Here is a 20,892-nt window from a genome sequence, read left to right as displayed (position 1 = left end):
TAGCGCAAAACGTCGTCCGCGCAAAGCCTTGCGCGCAAGGCTCGTCCAGGTGGGGCGGCCGTCGCGTCAGCGGGGACAGACGGCCTGTCCGTCCGGCGCGGTCTCCTCCGGCGGAGCCGGGCAGGCAAAGAGCTTGCGCAAATAATGGTGCATCTTGCAGCGGGTCAGGCCGTCCAGCCCGCTGCCGTCGAAGGGATGGCTTTGCCCCTTGGTATAGATGAGAAAGGGAACGTCCCCCGTGCTGCGTCCGTAAGAGCGGTGATCCCCCCAGAGGATGAGCCGCGCACCGTCGGGCAGGGCCGCGACATAGTCGCGCAGGGCGTCATCCGTGGTGCGGGCTGTGGTGAGGAAGGCGCTGTCGGGGGCTCCGGTAAACAGCGGAGGGTCCTTCAGCAAGGCGACATGTTCGGGCAGATGCATGTTCATGGTGATGATGAACTGCACGAAAGGCCCCTCCGGCAGATGCTTCGCCGCATAGGCCAGCAGATCTTCGTCCCGGACGACGCCCGCCCACCAGACGGGGAGCGGCGAAAGCCCGTCGGCTTTGAGGCGTTCCAGCGCGCGGTACTCCGTAATGCCCAGGAGCGGATACGCTGCCGCGAGGTTCATGTAGTCCGCGGGAACTCCGCAGAAGGCCATGATCCGCCTGCGATCAGCGCTCAGGCAGCGAAACAGGCTGCGCGGGTAGCTGGTCAAAAATTCGTAATGCACCACGCTGGAGGAAGCTTCCTGCCCATTGAAGATCTCAAAGTCCGAATTGGCCGAGCCAAGCTTCTTGGTACCGTCCAGTCGCAGGACGATGGCATGCGGCAGCAGGCTGTGCAGGAAGGGCATGACCTGCTCGCCCTCCACCTCCCTGTCCAGCAGACCCCAATCCAGGCTTTCCACTTGGACGAGGGCTATTTGTGAGGAAGCGGGCGGTACGGGGATGGCCTCGATACCGTCAGCCGAACAGGGCGTGGGTTGCAGGTGGCGAAAGGTCCAGGCGGCCCCAGTACCCAGTTCCAGACTGAAGCTGGTCAGGTAGCCACGGTATTTCAGCGAGCGCCGCCCCGGTGCGGCGAAATATTTTTTGTCCGTCCGGTGGATATAATTTTCCGGGAAAAAATCTGAGAGCGGCTGCTTGCCCACGCTAAGGACAAAAGCCGCTACGAGCGCCACGAGAGGAACAAGGCTCCAGCGGCGAACGCGGAAGCCGTAGCGCGGCTTTTTCCCGCAGAGCAGGAACAGAAGCAGACAGCAGGGCACAAGCCAGCTCAGAGCAGCCGTGTCTACATAGTGGAGCAGTGAGGGCAGCCCTATATCAATGGCATAGGACGTGCCATTGACCAGATCCGCCAGCGTGGGCGGCATGCCGAGCGAGGTATGATAGCTCAGGGCAAAGAGAGAAAACAATCCCTGAAGCACTACCCAGACACGCAGCAAACGCGGCCCGCAAAGCAATACGAGCAATGCAGCACCGGCCAGATCGGGTATGATAAATCCTGTCCACTGACCAAGGGTAAGACTCTGCACTAGCAGGCTTTGCCCGGCCAGCAGCAGAGCTATGCTAAGAGAGAGAGAGAGAGAGAGAGAGAGAGAGAGACTGGGGCATGCGAAGGGATTCCATAGGGTTACATATATCGGTGGCATCCGGCGGCAGAGAGAGTCTGGATGTCCTTCACCAAAGTGCGTCCCGTATGAAACGGCTTCTTGCGTGTGATACATCCACCCCCCAAAAGGGGGAGGGTCACCCCTCCCCCGCAGCAGCGGAGCGGCAGGCTACAGGCCGATCTCCTCGTCGGTGAGGTAGCAGGCCGGGTCCTGCGCCCATTCGTCGCCGTAGTAGGCTTCGGCGCGGGCGCGGAAGTTGCCGCCGCAGATATTGAGGAAACGGCACTGGGCGCAGCGGCCCTTGACGTGCAGTTTCTTGTCCTTGAGCTTGTGCAGCAGCTCGATGGAGGGATCGTCCCAGATGGCGGAGAAGGGGCGGTCCAGCACATTGCCGAAGGTGTGGTTGCGCCAGAACTGGTCGGCGTGCACCTGTCCGTCCCATGAGATGCAGCCGATGCCGCGCCCGGAATTGTTGCCCTCGTTGTACTGGAGCAGCTCGAACACTTCTTCGGCCCGCTTGGGATCTTCCCGCTTCAGGCGCATCCAGACATAGGGGCCGTCGGCGTGGTTGTCCACGGTGAGGATTTCCTTGGGCTTGCCCTTGTCGAAAAGGGCGCGCGTCTCGTCCATGATGAGGTCGAGCACCTGCCGGGTCTCGGCATGGTCGAGGTCTTCCTTGATGAGCTCGGAGCCGCGTCCGGAATAGACCAGATGATAGAAGCAGGCGCGCGGCACTTCCAGATCTTCCAGCAGGCGGAAGATGCCGGGGATCTCGGCCACGTTGCGCTTGTTGATGGTGAAGCGCAGGCCCACCTTGAGGCCTTCGGCCTGACAGTTGGCGATGCCTTCCAGCGCCTTCTTGAAGGAGCCGGGCACGCCGCGGAAGTGGTCATGCACCGCTTCCAGACCGTCCAGCGAGATGCCCACATAGGACAGGCCGACGCTCTTGAGTTCGCGGGCCTTTTCCTTGCTGATCAGGGTGCCGTTGGTGGAGATGACCGCCCGCATGCCCTTGGAGGTGGCATGGCTGGCCAGTTCCACCAGATCCTTGCGCACCAGCGGCTCACCGCCGGAAAAGAGCATGACCGGCGCGCCGTAGGACGCGAGGTCGTCGATCATTTCCTTGGCCTTTTCGGTGGAGATGGCGTCCGCGCCGTCCACGTCCACGGCCTGAGCATAGCAGTGCACGCATTTGAGGTTGCAGCGCCGGGTCATGTTCCAGACGACCACGGGCTTCTTGTCCTTGGAGAATTGCAGCAGATGGGAGGGGAGCTGCCCGGAATGCCGGCCGTAGCGCAGCGCGTCCGAGGGCTCCACCTGTCCGCAGTAGAGTTTGGAGATGCCGATCATGATGTATCCTGTATCCTTACTGGGCGGGATGTCCGTCGATTTCCTGTTTCAGGGCCGCAAAGGCGGCCTCGATGCCGTCCACATTGTTGCCGCCCGCCTGCGCGAGGTCGGGACGGCCGCCGCCGGAGCCGCCGCAGGGGGCGGCCACGGTCTTGATGAGCGCGGGCGCGGTGAAGCGGCCGTGCAAATCCTTGGAGACGTAGAGCAAAAGGCCCACCTTGTCTCCTTCCACCGTGGCCAGGCAGGCCACGCCCGAAGGCAGGCGTGAGCGCACCCCGTCCATGAGGTCGCGCAATGCCTTGACGGGCACGTTCTCCAGCCGGGCGGCGAGCACCTTGATGCCGCCGATCTCCTCCACGCCCTGCATGATGTCGCCGGAAGCGGGCGCGGCCGCCTTTTCCACGGCCTTGCGCAATTTTTTCACCTCGTCCTGCAGGGCCTGCACCCGTTCCCCGATCTGGTCGGGGCGGGTCTTGAGCCGGGCCGCCAACCCCTGCAGGCTCTCGCGCTGTTCGCGCAGCAGTTCCAGCGTGCCCCAGCCGGTGACGGCCTCGATACGCCGCGTTCCGGCGGCCACGCCGCTCTCGGAAAGCACGGCGAAGGGCCCGATGGCGCCCGTGCGCTCCACATGGCTGCCGCCGCAGAGTTCCAGCGAATAGAGCTCCTCGCCGTCGCCCATGTTCACCACGCGCACCGTATCGCCGTATTTCTCGCCGAAAAGCGCCATAGCCCCTGCGCGTTCGGCCTCGTCCCGCGACATCTCACGGGCATGGACCGGCAGGTCGGCCATGATGGCGGCATTGACTTCATGTTCCACGGCGGCCAGTTCGTCCGCCGTGAGCGCGGCCAGATGGCTGAAGTCGAAGCGCAGGCGCTGCGGCGTGACCAGCGAGCCCGCCTGCTTGACGTGCGCCCCCAGCACCTTGCGCAGAGCGGCGTGCAGCAAATGGGTGGCGCTGTGGTTGCGGGTCACGGCCCGTCGCCGGTCGGCGTCCACGCTCAGGCAGATCTCGTCGTCCACGGCCAGGCTGCCGGAGAACACTTCCACCAGATGCACGGGCAGGCCGTGGCATTTGAGGGTATCCAGCACGCGGGCCTGCGCGCCGCCGGCGGCGCTGATGAGGCCGGTATCCCCGCACTGGCCGCCGGACTCGGCGTAAAAGGGCGTCTGACTGCAGACGAGATAGCCCTTGCCGCCCTCCGGCAGGCGGGAGACGCTTTCGCCCTGTTCATCGACCAGAGCAAGGATGTGCCCCTGCGCGGTCAGCATGGCGTCGCCCACATAGATGCTGTTCCACTGGCCCTGCGTCAGCGCGGCGGGCAGGTCGCCGCCGCCCTGAGCGCCCAGCAGACCGGCCTTTTTCTGATTGTCGCGGGCCCGCCGGCGCTGTTCGGCCATGCAGGCCTCGAAGCCGGCGGCATCCACCTGGAAACCGCGCTTCTCGGAAACGTCGGTCACGATGTCCAGCGGGAAGCCGTAGGTATCCGACAGCTTGAAGCAGAACTCGCCGGTGATGCGGGTCTCCCCGCGCGCGGCCAGCTCGGCCAGCTCGGCTTCCAGCAGTTCGAGGCCCTTGCCCAGCGTCTGGGAAAAGCGTTGCTCCTCCTCGCGCACCGCGCGGGCGATGAACTCGGCCTGTTCGGTCAGTTCGGGGTAATCGTCGCCCATGAGCTCGGTCACCTTGCGGCAGACCTGATAGAGGAAGGGCTCATGCACGCCCATGAGGGTGGCGAAGCGCAGGGCGCGGCGCACCAGACGGCGCAGCACGTAGCCCCGTCCCTCGTTGGAGGGCAGCACGCCCGCGGCGATGAGGAAGCAGGCGGAACGGGCGTGGTCGGCGATGACGCGCAGGGCCGTGTCCACGTCGTTGGTGTCCGGCGCGCTGAAGCTGTAGCGCACATGGGCGAGCTCCGCCGCGTAACCGATGATGTCCTGAAAGAGGTCGCAATCGAAGTTGGAGCGTTTGCCCTGACAGACGGCGGCGATGCGCTCGAGGCCCATGCCGGTGTCGATGTTGGGACGGGCCAGCGGCAGGCGGCTGCCGTCGGGCTGCTGATCGAACTGGGTGAAGACCAGGTTCCAGATCTCAAGGAAGCGGTCGCAGTCGCAGCGGCCCACGCCGCAATCCGGGCCGCAGGCCATGTCCTCGCCCTGGTCGTAATGGATCTCCGAGCAGGGGCCGCAGGGGCCGGTGTCGCCCATGGTCCAGAAGTTGTCCTTCTCGCCCAGGCGGATGATGCGCTCGGCCGGTACGCCGATCTCCTCGCGCCAGATGGTCTCGGCTTCCTCGTCGTCCTTGTAGACGGTGATCCACAGGCGATCCTTGGGCAGGCCGAGCTCCACGGTGACGAATTCCCAGGCCATGCGGATGGCTTCGCGCTTGAAGTAGTCGCCGAAGGAGAAATTGCCCAGCATCTCGAAAAAGGTGTGATGCCGCGCCGTGCGGCCCACGTTCTCGAGGTCGTTGTGCTTGCCGGAGACGCGCAGGCACTTCTGAGAGGAGGTCAGACGCGTACAGGGCGGCGTCTCTTCCCCGGTAAAGTATTTCTTGAAGGGCACCATGCCCGCATTGGTGAAGAGCAGGGTGGGGTCATTGCTGGGGATGATGGGCCCGGACGGCACGATGCGGTGGCCGTGGCGGGCAAAGAAGGCAAGATATTTCCGGCGTATTTCCTTGGCGGTCAGCATGAGAGTTCCTTTTGTGCGGTGCGCGGGGAGCGGCGGGGCTGCGGGCCGGCCGCAGCGGCGGCCGGGCGGGCCCGGCCGTGCGGCGATCGGCAGGACGGCCTACAAATCTTCCGGCGGCAGATCCTCGGCCCCCTCTTCGGAGAGGTCGTCGGCCGAAGGCGTGAATTCCTGCGGGTGCATGCCCAGGAACTCGATGACCTGCGCCTCGATGCGGCCGCGCAGTTCGGCATCCTCTTCCAGCAGGGCGCGGACCTTTTCGCGGCCCTGTCCCAGCTTTTCGGAACCGAAGGCGAACCAGGAACCGCTTTGTTCGATGATCTTGGCGTCGAGACCAAGGTCCAGCAGTTCGCCGGCGCGGGAGATGCCCTGACCGTACAGGATGTCGAAAACGGCGCTGCGGAAGGGCGGGGCCACCTTGTTCTTGACCACCTTGACGCGGGTCCGCGAGCCGAAGGACTCTTCCTTGTCCTTGAGGGTCTGGATACGGCGGATGTCCATACGCACGGAGGAGTAGAACTTGAGCGCGTTGCCGCCGGTGGTGGTCTCCGGACTGCCGTAGCCCTGCGCGCCGATCTTCATGCGGATCTGGTTGATGAAGATGACCGACGTGCGGGACTTGTGGATGGTGCCGGTGAGGCGACGCATGGCGTGCGACATGAGCCGGGCGTGCCCGCCCACCTGGGACTCGCCCATGTCGCCTTCCAGTTCGGCCTGCGGGATGAGCGCGGCCACGGAGTCCACCACCACCAGGTCCACCGCGCCGGAGCGTACCAGCATGTCCGCGATGTCCAGCGCCTGTTCGCCGTAGTCAGGCTGGGAAATCAGCAGCTCGTCGGTATTGACGCCAAGGCGCTTGGCGTAGCTGACGTCCAGCGCGTGTTCGGCGTCCACGAAGGCGCAGGTGCCGCCCATCTTCTGGCATTCGGCGATGATGTGCAGGGTCAGCGTGGTCTTGCCCGAAGATTCCGGGCCGAAGATCTCGGTGATGCGCCCGCGCGGTATGCCGCCCACGCCGAGGGCCAGATCCAGACCGATGGAACCGGTGGGGATGACCGCGATCTGGACATGGGCATCGTCGGAGAGCTTCATGACGGCGCCCTTGCCGTATTTGCGTTCGATGGTGGAAAGCGCGGTGCCGAGGGCCTCCGCGCGGGCTTCTTCGGGGGTGAGAGCCGGTTTCTTGGCCATAGGGCTGCTCCAGAAAAAAGATGATTGGCTGTGCAGTCTAGCAAAGGGAGAGCGGCAAGGCAACTTGTTCCGCTTGCCGGGCCGCGCCCCCGCCAGGCGGCGAGAGGGCCGCATCCGTGGGGATACGACCCTCTCGCGACGGCAAAATAGAGCCTTTCAAGCTGAAATCGTTCTCGAACCAAGACGCTTCGCCGCTTGTTTGGGGGAAGGGGAGCCCCTTGCTCTGCTGTCGATGCCTGTAAGGCCTTGCGGCCTAACAGGCACGGCCCTCCGGGCCGCCTTTCGGTCGCGCTCTGCTGTCGATGCCCGTAAGGCCTTACGGCCTAACAGGCACGGCCCTCCGGGCCGCCTTTCGGTCGCGCTCTGCTGTCGATGCCTGTAAGGCCTTGCGGCCTAACAGGCACGGCCCTCCGGGCCGCCTTTCGGTCGCGCTCTGCTGTCGATGCCCGTAAGGCTCCCGCGTGCCTTTTGGGGCGGTCTTGCCTCGTGTTCCGGTGCTTCCCACGGTAAAAGCGCGCTGGGGAAGGGTTGGGGGGCTTGGGGGGAAGGGGAACCCCTCCCGCGCCGGCGGAGGGGTTCCCCTTCCCCCCAACAGCAATAGTGTCGACAGGCCCTGAGCCGCGACAGGGGGAACAAGCGCCGGTCAGGAACGGTAATCGGCGTTCAGGCTGACGTAATCGTGGCTCAGGTCGGAGGCGTGCACGGCGGCCACGCCGTGGCCGTCGCCCAGCTCGATGCCCACTTCGATGTCTTTGCCCTTGAGGAGTTCGGCGAGCTGTTCTTCCAGATGGTCATTGACGGGCTGGCCGTCGCGGAAGCGTTCGACGCCGCAGAGGGTGAGGCGCACGGCGTCGGGGTCGATGGCCACGCCGCTGCGGCCCACGGCTGCCACGATGCGGCCCCAGTTGGCGTCCTGCCCGTAGATGGCGGTCTTGACGAGCTGGGAATGGGCCACGGTGCGCGCCACCTGTTCGGCATCGGCATCGCTGGCCGCGCCGCAGACGCTGATGTGCATGACCTTGGTGGCTCCTTCGCCGTCCTTGACCAGCATGTGGGCAAGGCGGCCCAGCACGTCGGTCAGGGCGTCTTCAAGCTGGCGGGCGTCCTGCTCGGCGGCGGCGGAGACGCCGGAGGCGCCGTTGGCCAGGCCGAGCACGGTGTCGTTGGTGGAGGTGTCGCCGTCCACCGTGACGCGGTTGAAGGTCTTGGCCACGGCGCGCGCGAACATGTCCTGCCAGGCTTCGCGCTCCACGGCGGCGTCGGTGAGCACCACGGAAAGCATGGTGGCCATGTTGGGGCAGATCATGCCCGCGCCCTTGGCCATGCCCGCAAGCCGCACCTCGCCGCCGGAAAGGCGGACCTGCCGGGTCACGAACTTGGGAAAGGCGTCCGTGGTCATGAAGGCGCGGGTGAAGCCTTCGGCATCCTGCGTGCCGAGGCTTTCGGCCAGCGCGGGCACGGCGGCGCGCCACAGATCCATTTTGAGCTGCGCGCCGATGACGCCGGTGGACAGGGGCACGATCTCGTGCGGCTGCACGCCCACGGCTTCAGCCACCAGCCGCTGGGTCTCGCGGCAGTTCTCCAGCCCTTCCCTGCCGGTGCAGGCATTGGCCTGCCCGGAATTGGCCAGCACGGCGCGGGCCGTGCCGTAACGGGAGAGGATCTCCTGCCCGACCTGAACCGGCGCGGCCTTGAAGGCATTGGTGGTGAAGAGGGCGGCCATGACGGCCGGACGGTCGGAGACGATAAGGCCGATATCGTTACGGCCGGGCTTCTTGAAACCCGCGGCGGCGGCGCCGGCGCGGAAGCCTTGAGGCAGATCGTTTTTCATCATTGACCCCGTGGAGGATGGACACATGGAACAAAGGCGGGAATTCCGCCCTTTCGGACACAATTCCCGCCCTTCATGATCAACAAGGCATCAGCTTGCGGTCGTGCGCTAGTTCTTGCTCTTCTGGATCTCGTCGGCAATGGCCTGCGGCACGCGTTCGTAGTGGTCGAACTGCATGGTGAAGGTGGCGCGGCCCTGCGTACGGGAACGCAGGTCGGTGGCGTAACCGAACATGGAGGCCAGCGGCACCTGCGCGCGCACGCTCTGCGCGCCGCCCGCGCGGGCTTCCATGCTCTGCACGCGGCCGCGGCGGCCGTTGAGGTCGCCCATGACATCGCCGAGGTATTCTTCCGGCGTCACCACTTCCACGTCCATGATGGGCTCGAGCAGCACCGGAGCGGCCTGGCGCATGGCTTCCTTGATGGCCATGGAGCCGGCCACATAGAAGGCCTGTTCGGAGGAGTCCACTTCGTGATAGCTACCGAAGACCAGGTTGACCTTGATGTCCACGCAGGGGAAGCCGGCCATGACGCCGGACTTCATGGCATCCTGGATACCCTTGTCGATAGCCGGGATGTATTCCTTGGGGATGACGCCGCCGGTGATGGAGTTGATGAACTCGTAGCCCTTGCCCGGGTTCGGCTCCACCTCGATGACGCAGTGACCGTACTGGCCGCGGCCGCCGGACTGCTTGGCGTGCTTCATGTCCACCTTGGCGTTCTTGGAGATGGTCTCTCGGTAGGCCACCTGCGGCTTGCCCACATTGGCGTTGACGTTGAATTCGCGGGTCAGGCGGTCAACGATGATTTCCAGATGCAGTTCGCCCATGCCGGCGATGAGGGTCTGGTTGGTTTCCTCGTCGCCCTTGACGCGGAAGGAGGGGTCTTCCTTGGCCAGCTTGTTGAGCGCGGCGGAAAGGGCGTCGCGGTCGGCCTTGGTCTTGGGCTCGATGGCCACTTCGATGACCGGCTCGGGGATGTTGAGGGACTCGAGGATGACCTCGCGCTTTTCGTCGCAGAGGGTGTCGCCGGTGGAGGCATTCTTCAGGCCCACGAGAGCCACGATGTCGCCCGCGCCGGCCCACTTGATGTCTTCGCGCTTGTTGGCGTGCATTTTGAGGATGCGGCCGATGCGCTCCTTTTTGCCGGTGTTGGCGTTGTAGACGCCCGTACCGGACTCAAGGTAGCCGGAGTAGATGCGGAAGAAGGACAGGTGGCCGATGAAGGGGTCGGAGAAGAGCTTGAAGACCAGACCGGCCAGGGGTTCCTTGTCGTCGCAATGGCAGTCGACGGTCTCGTCTTCCTTGCCGGGGATGTGGCCGATCATGGGCGGGATGTCCACCGGGGAGGGCAGGTAGTCCACCACGGCGTCCAGCAGGGGCTGCACGCCCATGTTGCGGAAGGCGGAGCCGCAGAGCACCGGCACGATGTTGCGGGCGATGGTGGCCTTGCGCACGCAGGAGACGATCTCGTCCTTGGTCAGCTCTTCGCCGCCGAGGTACTTCTCCAGCAGGGCTTCGTCCTCTTCGGCCACGGCTTCGAGCATCTCATGGCGCTTTTCGTCGAAAAGGGCCTTCATGTCGGCGGGCACGTCCTCAACGGTGAATTCGGCGCCCTTGGAGGTCTTGTCGAAACGGATGGCCTTGCCTTCGATGAGGTCGACCACGCCTTCAAATTTGTCTTCAGCGCCGATGGGCAGCTGCAGCGGCACGGCCTTGGCGCCCAGACGATCGTGGATCATGCCCACGCAGCGGAAGAAGTTGGCGCCGATGCGGTCCATCTTGTTCACGAAGCAGATGCGGGGCACGTGGTAGCGGTCGGCCTGACGCCACACGGTCTCGGACTGGGGCTCCACGCCGGCCACGGCGTCAAACACGCAGACGGCGCCGTCCAGCACGCGCAGGGAACGCTCCACTTCGATGGTGAAGTCCACGTGGCCGGGGGTGTCGATGATGTTGATGCGGCAGTCCTTCCAGAAGCAGGTGGTGGCGGCGGAGGTGATGGTGATGCCGCGCTCCTGTTCCTGCTCCATCCAGTCCATGGTGGATTCGCCGTCGTGGGTCTCGCCGATCTTGTGCGACACGCCGGTATAGAAAAGGATACGCTCGGTAGTGGTGGTCTTGCCGGCGTCGATATGGGCCATGATGCCGATATTGCGCTGTTTGTCTACGGCTACGGTGCGGGACACGGTCTTCCTCCCTGAGGGGATTATGGCTGTTTGATGCGTGAATCAACACCGCGCCCTTGCGGGCGCGGTGTGCTCTCTACGTGGATTACGGGTGCGCGGATTACCAGCGGTAATGGGCGAAGGCCTTGTTGGCCTCGGCCATGCGGTGGGTGTCTTCGCGCTTCTTCACCGCGCCGCCGCGGCCGTTGTAGGCATCCAGCAGTTCGGCGGAAAGCTTGGAGGTCATGCCCTTCTCGCCGCGCGAGCGGGCATAGTTGATCAGCCAGCGGATAGACAGGGAGACCTGACGCTCAGGACGCACTTCCATCGGCACCTGATAGGTGGCGCCGCCCACGCGGCGGGCCTTGACTTCCAGGTGCGGCTTGACGTTTTCCAGCGCCTTTTCAAAGGCGCGCATGGGATCTTCACCGGTCTTCTCGGCGAGATTCTCAAGCGAGCTGTAGAAAATCTTTTCAGCGGCGCCCTTCTTGCCGTCGTACATGAGACGGTTGACGAACTTGGTCACGAGGCGGCTGTTGTACAGCGGATCGGGCAGAACTTCCCTCTTCGGGACAGGACCTTTACGGGGCATGATATTCTCCTTGGAAAGGCAGCGGTTGCGGCGTCACCAGCCCCGCAGCGTCGGCGCGCCGCAGGCGCGGCCGGACGTTGCATGACGTACGCCGTGCGCAAAAAAACTACTTCGGACGCTTGGCGCCGTACTTGGAACGGCTCTTGCGGCGATCGGACACGCCGGAGGTGTCAAGGGTACCGCGGACGATGTGGTAACGCACACCGGGCAAGTCCTTGACGCGGCCGCCGCGGATGAGCACCACGGAGTGTTCCTGAAGGTTGTGACCTTCACCGGGGATGTAGGCCGTCACTTCGATACCGTTGGTCAGGCGCACGCGGGCGACCTTACGGAGAGCGGAGTTCGGCTTTTTCGGGGTGGTGGTGTACACGCGGGTGCACACGCCGCGGCGCTGCGGGCAGGCCTGCAGGGCCGGGGTCTTCTTGCGCTTCACCACCGCCTTCCGCTCGATGCGGATGAGCTGGTTGATAGTAGGCATGAATTCCTCCAAATATTCTTGACCACGTTGAGACGGCGGGCACTATGCCGACACCGTCCAGAGCGGCGAACCATACGCAATTTGTCGGGAACTGTCAAGCTGGCCGGCCGTCGGGGCTGATCGGACCTTTTCAGCTCTCGCCGCCGTAGTCGCGCGGCAGGCGGCAGCGGGGCGGGAACTCCCCTTCCAGATCCAGCAGCGGCTGCCGCAGCAGCATCTCGCTGATGCCGGGCATGAGGGCGTCATCCCAGGGGATGATGTCGTAGATCTCTCCGGCCCCGCCCAGCGGGTGTTCCGTCACGCTGCCGTCGTCGGCAAGGTGGTAGAGCATGAGCCCGCCGCCTTCGGTCTGGTGGCGTTGGGAGGATCCGCCCAGCAGCCAGCCGTCGGGCAGGCGCAGGCAGCCGCGCAAAAAGTGGCTGTCCGTGATCTTCCAGCGCCGCACCTCGTGCAGCAGTCCGTGATCGTCCTCCCGGTAGCGGAAGAATTCGCCGCTGGCCGAGGAACAGCAGTAGACGTCCCCTTCATGCAAATAGAGTGAGTGGGGGCAGTTCAGGCCGCTGGCCACGATGCGCGCCAGCGTGTGCCCCTGATGGCGGCGCAGATGGAAGATGAGCCCCCAGCCTTCCTTTTTCCAGGCAAGGGAGGAACGCTTCCAGCGGTCGAAGGGCTGATGGTTGAAGGCGGAGGCCAGCACGCCGTCGTGCCAGGGCACGAAGTCGTTGAGGTGGATGGCGTCCGGCGGCAGCGCATCGCCCCAGCCTTCCAGCGGCGAGAGGGCGAGACTGGCCGGCCCGCCGCTGTGCAGCAGGATGCGGGAATTGCCGGTGTCGGCGATGCCCAGCAGGGAGCCGCCCAGCGGTTTCACGCTGTGGGCCAGGTTCTCGTGGGGGCCGGGGAGCCGCACGGCGCTGATCCCCCCGGCGTCCAGCCGTTGCAGCATGCTGTCCGTGGCGACGTAGAGCGCCCCGTCATGGCGGCAGATGCCGCAAGCGCGCAGCACGTTGCCGGGGCAGTACCAGAAGGCCCGCCGCTGTTCCACATCATAACCAACCAGAGAGACGGCGCTGTTGACGCAGCCCAGCAAAACTCGCATGAGGACTCCTTTTGTCCTGTAGATCGAACCGGCGCGACCAGTCCCGCCCACGACCGCTCATGCGGGAAGGCGTCGGCCCGGCACGTCAGCGCAAGGAGAACAGCTTTTTGAGCGACAGCAGGAAGGCGGCCAGACCCAGCAGAGCGGCCAGCACCACGATGCGGCAGAGCCACAGTGCCGCATAGCCCAGAAAGACGCCGATGGCCGCGGCCAGGATGAAGCGGATGGCGACATTGATGATGCCGGGCTTGCCGGACGTCCAGCGTACGGCCAGGAAGCCGACTCCACACAGCAGGATCAATCCTAAAACGATGGCGTACACAGGCGGCCCTCCTGGCTGTCGTCGTATCCCCGATGCCCTGTCATGCTGCGGCGTGGCGTGGCGATCCGCCCCGGACGGTCACGGGCACAGGTTGCCGCTGGTGCGTGTCCTTTCCGTCTGTCCCGCGGGCATCGTTTCCGAGAGAGCGTTTTATCTTTGAAAAAGAGAAAACGCGAGGCGGCGGCACAGCGTCGCCCGGCCCCAATTGAGCGGAAAAATCGCGCGTTTTCCGCGAATCGCCAGGCCGTGTGGTTTGAAGCGCACAGCGTTTCAAACTGAAATTGCTCTAGCAGATAGCGGCATGTCCGGCAACCTGTTCCGGCCGCTGTCCCGTGCGTGGCCGGCACGACGGCTGTCCCGGCCAATGACGGGCGGGAACGATCAATACGGCTCCATCATGTACCCAGACTGTAGGGCGTGGACGATGAGGAATACCCCCAGCAGTATCAGTCCCAGCAGCGCCAGCAGCCCCAGAGTGAACCAGAAGATGATCCCCATATAGATGTACGGGCGGCCTTCTTCGCGTGACATCGTCTTACGGTAACGTCCGGCAACATACAGAATGACGATGTGCAGCAGGATGTACAGCAGTCCAAGGAACTGAAAGGGGGAGGGCAGGTCGTCCTCTTGCATGAATTGTACCCATACGACCAGCACATCCAGAGGCAGGCGGCAGATCAGTGCCGCCAGCAGCACATTCCTGTACGGCCGCTTCCGCGGCTGGCTGAGCAGATAGCGTATAGCCAGAAGAGAAAGCGTGCCGAGGACCAGTATGAGCAGGATCAGTTGAGCGATGGCAAGGGGCTCTTGGAACAGGAGAGCGTCATCCATGATTCCTCCATGAGAGTGTCTTCAGTTGAAAGGCCTTGCGTTTCAAATCTACGGCCTGTCGTTTCCCGAAAAAGCGCGGTCTTCCGCTCTCGTTCTGTCGGGCGGCATATCTGGACGGCGTTCGTCATGACTGCTCTTATATCGTCTAAAGGAACTGGCGGATGTTCAGGCAATCGATATGCGCCCGAGCAACAGGAAGAGAGAGAGGACGAACCGCATCAGCACCAGCACCAGCTCCACCACTTCCAGTATGGAGAACCAGTAGACGAGGCTGATGCACAAAAACGGGCGGAAAGGTTCGCGCGACATTGTTTTGCGGTAGCGTCTGGCGGCATAGAGCGTGACGAAGATCTGCGGCAAGTACAGCACATACTCAATCATCTTGAAAAGGCCCGTTTCCTGCTGCAGGAATGTCGCCCCCACGCTGAGCGCATTCAGCAGCAGGCGAAGGATCAGCGACGACAGCAGGATGGTCCTGTACGGCTGTTTTCGCGGCTGTGTAAACAGATAGCATGCGGTCAGAAAGAATATCGCTGTAGAAACAATATCGTAGAAAGTTCCAACAGTAGCCATATCGTTTTCGATGAGAGGGTGGACGAACCGCATCAGCGTCAGCACCAGCACCACCACTTCCAGTATGGAGAACCAGTAGACGAGGCTGATGCACAAAAACGGGTGGAAAGGTTCGCGCGACATCGTTTTGCGGTAGCGTCTGGCGGCATAGAGCGTGACGAAGGTCTGCGGCAAGCACAGTAGTTGCACATACTCAATCATCTTGAAAAGGCTCGTTTCCTGCTGCAGGAATGTCGCCCCCACGCTGAGCGCATTCAGCAGCAGGCGAAGGATCAGCGACGACAGCAGGATGGTCCTGTACGGCTGTTTTCGCGGCTGTGTAAACAGATAGCATGCGGTCAGAAAGAATATCGCTGTAGAAACAATATCGTAGATAGTTCCAACAGTAATGCCGTTTTCAAGGAGGTTAAACAGGCTTCCTTCCATACAGCGCATACTCCTGATGTGGTATGTGCGGGCATGCGATCGATGGGGATCGCTTTTCGAGTGGACCGCTGGACAGGGGATACCAGAGAAAGCCCGCCATGCAAATAGCGGGATGTACTTTGCTCCAGTCTTGATGTGGTCGTTACAGCTTTTTGAGTGGATATTTGCAGCGCAGGAGGCTGCATCCTGCCTGTCGTTCAGCGGTTTCTCGCATGGCTCAGTGCGGGAAAGGGCGGCCTTGCCGGTACTGCTGGGCTGTTTTTTTCCGACGCCTCTGCGCAAAAGTACGGCTTTGCAGGGGCGGTACGGGCAGGCGTGCCGCCGGCTCGCGCTTTGCTTTTTCAAAGGCAAAGCGCTCTAGCAAGGGCACCATTGGCTGAAGAGGGGGGATGATGTTTCGCTCATCCGCCGCGGTTGGCGGAAAGCTGGCGGAGGCCGCAACTGCGGGGCGTTTTGCCGGCATGCTGACGAAAGCATGCCAGGCAAGGAGCGGGCGGCCGTGGGCGTCAGTTGAGAAAGATGTTCAGGCCGGCGATCGCGCAGAGCAGAGCGATGCAGCTCAAAACAGCTTCCAGCAGCGGCAGCATGGCATAGAAGCCCGAGGCCACAAGCAGCGTCGCCGCTCCGATCTGCGCCAGGAGAAAGAGCTTGCGGGTGCGCGGCGGCGCCTTGCGCAACCTGCCGCTGTGGCGATACAGGGAGCAGCCCGCAAGGAGAAGGAAGCTGAGGGCTACGAGCCCGAGAGAAAGAATGGTCTCCCATTCCACGGCAAACGCTCCTTGTGGGCGCACACCGCTAACCTTTGGGGCGGGCTTCGTGTCCCCCGCTTTTTCCCGGCAAAAGCGCGTTGGGGAAGGGATGGGGGGCTTGTTGGGGAAGGAAAGTCCGCTCCCGCACCGGCAGCGAGCCGACGGGCGGCTCGCAGGGCCGTGCCCATTAAACGGCGCAAGAGCCTTACGGGCATCGGCAGAGAAGCAAAGGGAGCTCCCCCTCAAAAAATATACGCCGCCCCGAGCCTCACAGGCTCTTGTCCCGTCTGGGTCGGGCCTGCCTTCCGGGCATGGCGTCCGTTTTTGCGGCAGGGGCGGCCTTTCGCCGCCGGGCGTGTGCCGCCTGAGCCGGCGGCGGGCGTCGCGGCGCTGTCCCCCGCGACGCCCGCGTTTGGTCTACAGGCGTTCGATGACCAGACGCCCCATTTCCTTGCAGCCGACGAGGGTCTTGCCGGCTTCCATGATGTCGCCGGTGCGGTAGCCGTCGGCCAGCGTGGTGCGCACGGCCTTTTCCACGGCGGCGGCTTCCTCTTCCAGCTTGAAGGCCATGCGCAGGAGCATGGCGGCGGAAAGGATGGTGGCCAGCGGGTTGACCTTGTCCTGTCCGGCGATGTCCGGGGCCGAGCCGTGGATGGGCTCGAAGAGGCCCGGGCCGGACGCGCCCAGCGAGGCCGAGGGCAGCATGCCCAGCGAACCGGTGATGACCGAGGCCTCGTCGGAGAGGATGTCGCCGAAGATGTTGCCGGTCACGATGACGTCGAACTGCGAGGGATCGCGCACCAGCTGCATGGCCGCGTTGTCCACATACATGTGGCTGAGTTCGATGTCCGGGTAATCCTTGTGGGTCTCTTCCACCACGCTTTTCCAGAGGCGGGAGGTCTCGAGCACGTTGCTCTTCTCCACGGAGCAGACCTTCTTGCGGCGCTGGCGGGCGGCCTCGAAGGCCACCTTGGCGATGCGGCGCACTTCCTCTTCGCTGTAGATCATGGTGTTGAAGCCCACGCGCTGGCCGTCGCGGGTCTCGATGCCGCGCGGCTCGCCGAAATAGATGTCGCCGGTGAGTTCGCGCACCACGATGAGGTCAAGGCCGCGGGCGGCCACATCGGGCCGCAGCAGGCAGGCCCCGGCCAGTTCGGGCAGGAGCATGGCCGGGCGCAGATTGGCGAAAAGGCCCAGCGCCTTGCGGATGCCGAGCAGGCCCTTTTCCGGGCGGATGGACGGATCGAGGTTGTCCCATTTGGGGCCGCCCACGGCCGCCAGGAAGACGGCGTCGGCCTTGCGGCAGGCTTCCACCGTGGCGTCGGGCAGGGGATTGCCCGTGGCGTCGATGGCCGCGCCGCCGATGAGCGCGGTCTCGAACACGAATTCATGGCCGAATTTGGCCGCCACGGCCTTGAGCACGGCCACGCCCTGTTCCATGATCTCGGGGCCGCTGAAGTCCCCGGGCAGCAGACAGATGGTCTTTTTCATTGCAGTACCTCGCGGGGCCGACGGCCCCGGCTGTGGTGAAAAAAGGCCCGGAGCCGTTCGACTCCGGGCCGAAAAACTAGCCCTGGGCGGCCAGACGTTCCTTGACGTAGTTGACCATGCCGCCCTTTTCCACGATGCGGGCCATGGAGGCCGGCAGGGGCGGGCAGGCGATCTCTACGCCGTTGGTCAGGTCGCGGATGACGCCGGCGGCGGCGTCGATCTCCAGCTCGTCGCCGTCCTTGAGCTTGTCCACATCATCGCCCACTTCCAGCAGGAGCAGGCCCATATTGAAGGCGTTGCGGTAGAAGATGCGGGCAAAGCTGTGCCCGACCACCACCGGGATGCCCGCGCCGAGGATGGCGATGGGCGCGTGTTCGCGGGAGGAGCCGCACCCGAAGTTGCGCCCCGCCACCATGATGTCGCCGGGCGTGACGCGCTTCACCCAGTCCGGTTCCAGACCGGCCATGCAGTTCTCGCCCAGCTTCTTGGGATCGGTGGTCACGAGGAAGCGCGCGGGGATGATGGCGTCCGTATCGATATGTTCGCCCACCTTGTGGGCCTTACCCTTGAATTTCATGATCTGTTCTCCTGCTTACAGTTGGTCGGGACCGGCCACGCAGCCCGCCACGGCGCTGGCGGCCGCCACCACGGGGCTGGCAAGATAGACTTCGGACTGCAGGCTGCCCATGCGGCCGCGGAAGTTGCGGTTGGTGGTGGCCACGGCGCGCTCGCCGTCGCCGAGGATACCCATGTGGCCGCCGAGGCAGGGGCCGCAGGTGCAGGGACCGACGATGCAGCCCGCATCCATGAAGGTCTCCAGCAGGCCTTCCTTGAGGCTCTGCTTCCAGACGGCGGGGGTGGAGGGCAGCACGATGCAGCGCACGCCCTTGGCCACCTTGCGGCCGCGCAGGATCTCCGCCGCGTCGCGCATGTCGCTGATGCGGCCGTTGGTGCAGGAGCCGATGACCACCTGCTGGATGGGAGTATCCCGCACTTCGGAGACGTTCTTCACGTTGGAGGGCAGGTGCGGACAGGCCACCACCGGTTCCTGACCGGTGACGTCGATGTCCACCACGCGCTCGTACTGCGCGCCGGGATCGGCGGCCAGTTCCAGCGTCACGCCGGGGCGGCCGTGTTCGGCGCAGTAACGGCGGGTCTGTTCGTCCACGGCGAAGAGGCCCACCTTGCCGCCGGCCTCGATGGCCATGTTGGCGATGGTCAGGCGGCCTTCCACCGGCAGGTCGTCAATGACGTTGCCGCCGAATTCCAGCGCCTTGTAGAGCGCGCCGTCCACGCCGATGGTCTTGATGAGCAGGAGCATGAGGTCCTTGGCCCGCAGCCAGCGGGGCATGTCGCCCGTCACGTTGACGCGGATGGTGGACGGCACCTTGAACCAGGTCTCGCCCAGCGCCATGCCCGCGGCGATGTCCGTGGAGCCCATGCCCGTGGCGAAGGCCCCGAGGCCGCCGTAGGTGCAGGTGTGGCTGTCCGCGCCGATGACCACGTCCCCCGGGCCCACCAGGCCGCGTTCGGGCAGGAGGGTATGCTCCACGCCGCAGTCGCCGCCTTCATAGTAATGGGTGATGCCCATTTCTTCGGCGAATTTGCGCGTCACCATGACCTGATTGGCGGAGTCGATGTCCTTCTGCGGGGTGAAATGGTCCATGACCAGCGCGATCTTGTCCTTGTCGAAGACCTGTTTCGCGCCCATGCCGCGGAAGGACTTGATGGCCAGCGGGCCGGTGATGTCGTTGGCCAGCACCAGGGAAAGGCGGCACTGCACGATCTGGCCGTCTCGCTCGATGACGTCGTCCGTATGGGCCTGCAGGATTTTTTGTGCAAGCGTCTGAGGCATACAATACTCCTTTGCGGCGGCCCGTGGCCGCCCGATGTGGGAAAAATACGTCCGCCCGCGCTCCGCGGGGGAAGCGCTAGTCGTGCTGGCAGTGCAGGCGTTCGCCTTCCTTTTCCTTCTTGGCAAGGTTGTTGAGCGCATTCACATAGGCGCGGGCGCTGGCCACCAGGATGTCGGGATGCGCGCCCCGGCCCACGGCCTTGTACTGGCCTTCGCCCAGACGCACGGTCACTTCGCCGAGAGCGTCCGTACCGCTGGTGATGGCGTTGATGGCGTACTGCTCCAGTTCCGGTTCCCGGCCCAGCATGTCGTTGATGACGTTGAAGATGGCGTCCACCGGCCCCACGCCGAAGCCCGCGCCGCTGCGCTCCATGCCGTCGATGTCCATGAGCACGGCGGCCGTGGGCGGCACGCCGCCCGCATCGGAGCTTTGTACGCTCACATGCCGCAGGCGGAAGCGGTCGGGCAGGCGGTAGACTTCTTCCTGCACCAGCGCCATGAGGTCGTCGTCGTGCAGGGTCTTCTTGCAGTCGGCCAGCTTCTTCACGGCCTCGAACACCAGTTGCAGCTGGTCGTCGTCCAGCTTGTAGCCCATGCTCTCGAACTTGTTGCGCACGGCGTTGCGGCCCGAATGCTTGCCGATGACCAGGCTGGATTCCGTACGGCCCACGGACTGCGGGGTCATGATCTCGTAGGTCTCGCGGTTCTTGAGCATGCCGTCCTGATGGATGCCCGATTCATGGGCGAAGGCGTTGGCCCCCACGATGGCCTTGTTGTTGGCGATGGGCTGGCCGATGGTCATGGAAAGCAGGCGGCAGGAGGGATAGAGCTGTTCGGTGCGGATGTTGTGCTCAAGATGGTAGAGGTCGTGGCGCACGCGCAGGGCCATGACCACTTCTTCCAGCGCGGCGTTGCCCGCCCGCTCGCCGATGCCGCCGATGGTCACCTCGGCCTGACGCGCGCCCACCCGCAGGGCGGCGAGGGTGTTGGCCACCGCCAGACCGAGGTCATTGTGGCAGTGCACGCTGAAAATGGCCTTGTCGCTGTTGGGCGTGTTCTCGATGACGTACTTGATGAGGGCCGCGAATTCGTCCGGCTGGGCATAGCCCACGGTATCGGGCAGGTTGATGGTGGTCGCCCCGGCCTTGATGGCCGTCTCCACCACCCGGCAGAGGAAATCCTTGTCCGAGCGGGAGGCGTCCTCGGCGGAGAATTCCACGTTGTCGGTATAGCCCGCGCAACGCCGCACCCCGGCCTCGATCATCTGGAGCACCACCTCCGGCTCCTTGCGCAGCTTGTGCTTCATGTGCAGGGGAGAGGTGGAGAGGAAAGTATGGATGCGCGGCCGCCGGGCCACCTTGACGGCCTCCCAGCAGCGGTCGATGTCGTTGTCCACGCAACGGGCCAGACCGGCGACCTGGATGTCGCCCGCCTGCTGGGCGATGCTGCGCACGGACTCGAAGTCGCCCGGGCTGGAGGCCGGGAAGCCCGCCTCCATGATGTCCACGCCCAGCACTTCCAGCTGATGGGCCAGGCGGAGTTTTTCCTGAAGATTCATGGTCGCGCCCGGCGACTGCTCGCCGTCACGCAACGTCGTGTCGAAAAAGTAAACCTTGTTGTCCATGATGCACATCTCCTCTGGCTTGGCGTATCCTCTTCGGG

17 protein-coding genes are annotated in these 20,892 nt (G+C 64.3%); all 17 read right to left on the bottom strand.

Going from position 1 to position 20,892, the window contains the following annotated elements; translation table 11 throughout:
- Positions 1-66: 66 nt before the first annotated feature.
- The gene (locus Q0K12_RS02110) at positions 67-1,407 is read right to left on the bottom strand and encodes a hypothetical protein (protein WP_297259961.1); all 1,341 of its coding nucleotides are present in this window, start codon (positions 1,405-1,407) and stop codon (positions 67-69) included.
- Between the two features lie 354 nt (positions 1,408-1,761).
- The gene (gene ahbC / locus Q0K12_RS02105; protein ID WP_297259960.1) at positions 1,762-2,943 is read right to left on the bottom strand and encodes a 12,18-didecarboxysiroheme deacetylase; all 1,182 of its coding nucleotides are present in this window, start codon (positions 2,941-2,943) and stop codon (positions 1,762-1,764) included.
- Between the two features lie 16 nt (positions 2,944-2,959).
- Positions 2,960-5,632: an alanine--tRNA ligase gene (gene alaS / locus Q0K12_RS02100; RefSeq protein ID WP_297259959.1), complete on the bottom strand. Its 2,673-nt coding sequence runs from the start codon at positions 5,630-5,632 to the stop codon at positions 2,960-2,962.
- 99 nt (positions 5,633-5,731) lie between these two features.
- Entirely contained in the window at positions 5,732-6,820 is a 1,089-nt protein-coding gene (gene recA / locus Q0K12_RS02095) for a recombinase RecA (RefSeq protein WP_297259958.1), read from the bottom strand.
- A 643-nt stretch (positions 6,821-7,463) separates the two neighbouring features.
- Complete coding sequence (gene argJ, locus Q0K12_RS02090; RefSeq protein ID WP_297259956.1) at positions 7,464-8,651, bottom strand: bifunctional glutamate N-acetyltransferase/amino-acid acetyltransferase ArgJ; 1,188 nt, start codon at positions 8,649-8,651, stop codon at positions 7,464-7,466.
- Positions 8,652-8,759: 108 nt separating this feature from the next.
- The gene (gene fusA / locus Q0K12_RS02085) at positions 8,760-10,838 is read right to left on the bottom strand and encodes an elongation factor G (protein WP_297259955.1); all 2,079 of its coding nucleotides are present in this window, start codon (positions 10,836-10,838) and stop codon (positions 8,760-8,762) included.
- A gap of 100 nt (positions 10,839-10,938) precedes the next feature.
- Entirely contained in the window at positions 10,939-11,409 is a 471-nt protein-coding gene (gene rpsG, locus Q0K12_RS02080) for a 30S ribosomal protein S7 (protein ID WP_296303317.1), read from the bottom strand.
- A 106-nt stretch (positions 11,410-11,515) separates the two neighbouring features.
- The gene (gene rpsL, locus Q0K12_RS02075; protein ID WP_291488535.1) at positions 11,516-11,887 is read right to left on the bottom strand and encodes a 30S ribosomal protein S12; all 372 of its coding nucleotides are present in this window, start codon (positions 11,885-11,887) and stop codon (positions 11,516-11,518) included.
- A gap of 130 nt (positions 11,888-12,017) precedes the next feature.
- Positions 12,018-12,983 (bottom strand): hypothetical protein, encoded by a 966-nt coding sequence (locus tag Q0K12_RS02070; protein WP_297259952.1) that lies wholly within the window; start codon positions 12,981-12,983, stop codon positions 12,018-12,020.
- 85 nt (positions 12,984-13,068) lie between these two features.
- Entirely contained in the window at positions 13,069-13,305 is a 237-nt protein-coding gene (locus Q0K12_RS02065; RefSeq protein ID WP_297259949.1) for a hypothetical protein, read from the bottom strand.
- Between the two features lie 381 nt (positions 13,306-13,686).
- Complete coding sequence (locus Q0K12_RS02060; protein WP_297259947.1) at positions 13,687-14,136, bottom strand: hypothetical protein; 450 nt, start codon at positions 14,134-14,136, stop codon at positions 13,687-13,689.
- Between the two features lie 165 nt (positions 14,137-14,301).
- Positions 14,302-15,135 (bottom strand): hypothetical protein, encoded by an 834-nt coding sequence (locus tag Q0K12_RS02055; protein WP_297259946.1) that lies wholly within the window; start codon positions 15,133-15,135, stop codon positions 14,302-14,304.
- A gap of 506 nt (positions 15,136-15,641) precedes the next feature.
- Complete coding sequence (locus Q0K12_RS02050; protein ID WP_297259945.1) at positions 15,642-15,902, bottom strand: hypothetical protein; 261 nt, start codon at positions 15,900-15,902, stop codon at positions 15,642-15,644.
- Positions 15,903-16,301: 399 nt separating this feature from the next.
- A complete protein-coding gene (leuB, locus tag Q0K12_RS02045; protein WP_297259943.1) occupies positions 16,302-17,375 on the bottom strand; it encodes a 3-isopropylmalate dehydrogenase in 1,074 nt (357 codons plus the stop codon).
- Between the two features lie 76 nt (positions 17,376-17,451).
- Positions 17,452-17,952 (bottom strand): 3-isopropylmalate dehydratase small subunit, encoded by a 501-nt coding sequence (locus Q0K12_RS02040; protein WP_297259941.1) that lies wholly within the window; start codon positions 17,950-17,952, stop codon positions 17,452-17,454.
- Positions 17,953-17,967: 15 nt separating this feature from the next.
- Positions 17,968-19,230 (bottom strand): 3-isopropylmalate dehydratase large subunit, encoded by a 1,263-nt coding sequence (locus tag Q0K12_RS02035; protein ID WP_297259939.1) that lies wholly within the window; start codon positions 19,228-19,230, stop codon positions 17,968-17,970.
- 76 nt (positions 19,231-19,306) lie between these two features.
- Positions 19,307-20,854 (bottom strand): 2-isopropylmalate synthase, encoded by a 1,548-nt coding sequence (locus Q0K12_RS02030; protein ID WP_297259937.1) that lies wholly within the window; start codon positions 20,852-20,854, stop codon positions 19,307-19,309.
- Positions 20,855-20,892: the final 38 nt, after the last annotated feature.

Source organism: uncultured Desulfovibrio sp., assembly GCF_944324525.1.
GTDB lineage: Bacteria > Desulfobacterota > Desulfovibrionia > Desulfovibrionales > Desulfovibrionaceae > Desulfovibrio.
The sequence above is the reverse complement of the archived record's forward strand: the minus strand, read 5'-3'. Positions and strand labels throughout refer to the sequence as shown.

Bases quoted from the DNA above. Each gene is read 5' to 3' on its own strand.
- rpsL (WP_291488535.1), bottom strand. From the start codon at position 11,887: ATGCCTACTATCAACCAGCTCATCCGCATCGAGCGGAAGGCGGTGGTG.
- leuB (WP_297259943.1), bottom strand. From the start codon at position 17,375: ATGAAAAAGACCATCTGTCTGCTGCCCGGGGACTTCAGCGGCCCCGAG.
- alaS (WP_297259959.1), bottom strand. From the start codon at position 5,632: ATGCTGACCGCCAAGGAAATACGCCGGAAATATCTTGCCTTCTTTGCC.
- ahbC (WP_297259960.1), bottom strand. From the start codon at position 2,943: ATGATCGGCATCTCCAAACTCTACTGCGGACAGGTGGAGCCCTCGGAC.
- argJ (WP_297259956.1), bottom strand. From the start codon at position 8,651: ATGAAAAACGATCTGCCTCAAGGCTTCCGCGCCGGCGCCGCCGCCGCG.
- rpsG (WP_296303317.1), bottom strand. From the start codon at position 11,409: ATGCCCCGTAAAGGTCCTGTCCCGAAGAGGGAAGTTCTGCCCGATCCG.
- Q0K12_RS02035 (WP_297259939.1), bottom strand. From the start codon at position 19,230: ATGCCTCAGACGCTTGCACAAAAAATCCTGCAGGCCCATACGGACGAC.
- Q0K12_RS02070 (WP_297259952.1), bottom strand. From the start codon at position 12,983: ATGCGAGTTTTGCTGGGCTGCGTCAACAGCGCCGTCTCTCTGGTTGGT.
- Q0K12_RS02030 (WP_297259937.1), bottom strand. From the start codon at position 20,854: ATGGACAACAAGGTTTACTTTTTCGACACGACGTTGCGTGACGGCGAG.
- recA (WP_297259958.1), bottom strand. From the start codon at position 6,820: ATGGCCAAGAAACCGGCTCTCACCCCCGAAGAAGCCCGCGCGGAGGCC.
- Q0K12_RS02060 (WP_297259947.1), bottom strand. From the start codon at position 14,136: ATGGATGACGCTCTCCTGTTCCAAGAGCCCCTTGCCATCGCTCAACTG.
- Q0K12_RS02040 (WP_297259941.1), bottom strand. From the start codon at position 17,952: ATGAAATTCAAGGGTAAGGCCCACAAGGTGGGCGAACATATCGATACG.
- Q0K12_RS02055 (WP_297259946.1), bottom strand. From the start codon at position 15,135: ATGGAAGGAAGCCTGTTTAACCTCCTTGAAAACGGCATTACTGTTGGA.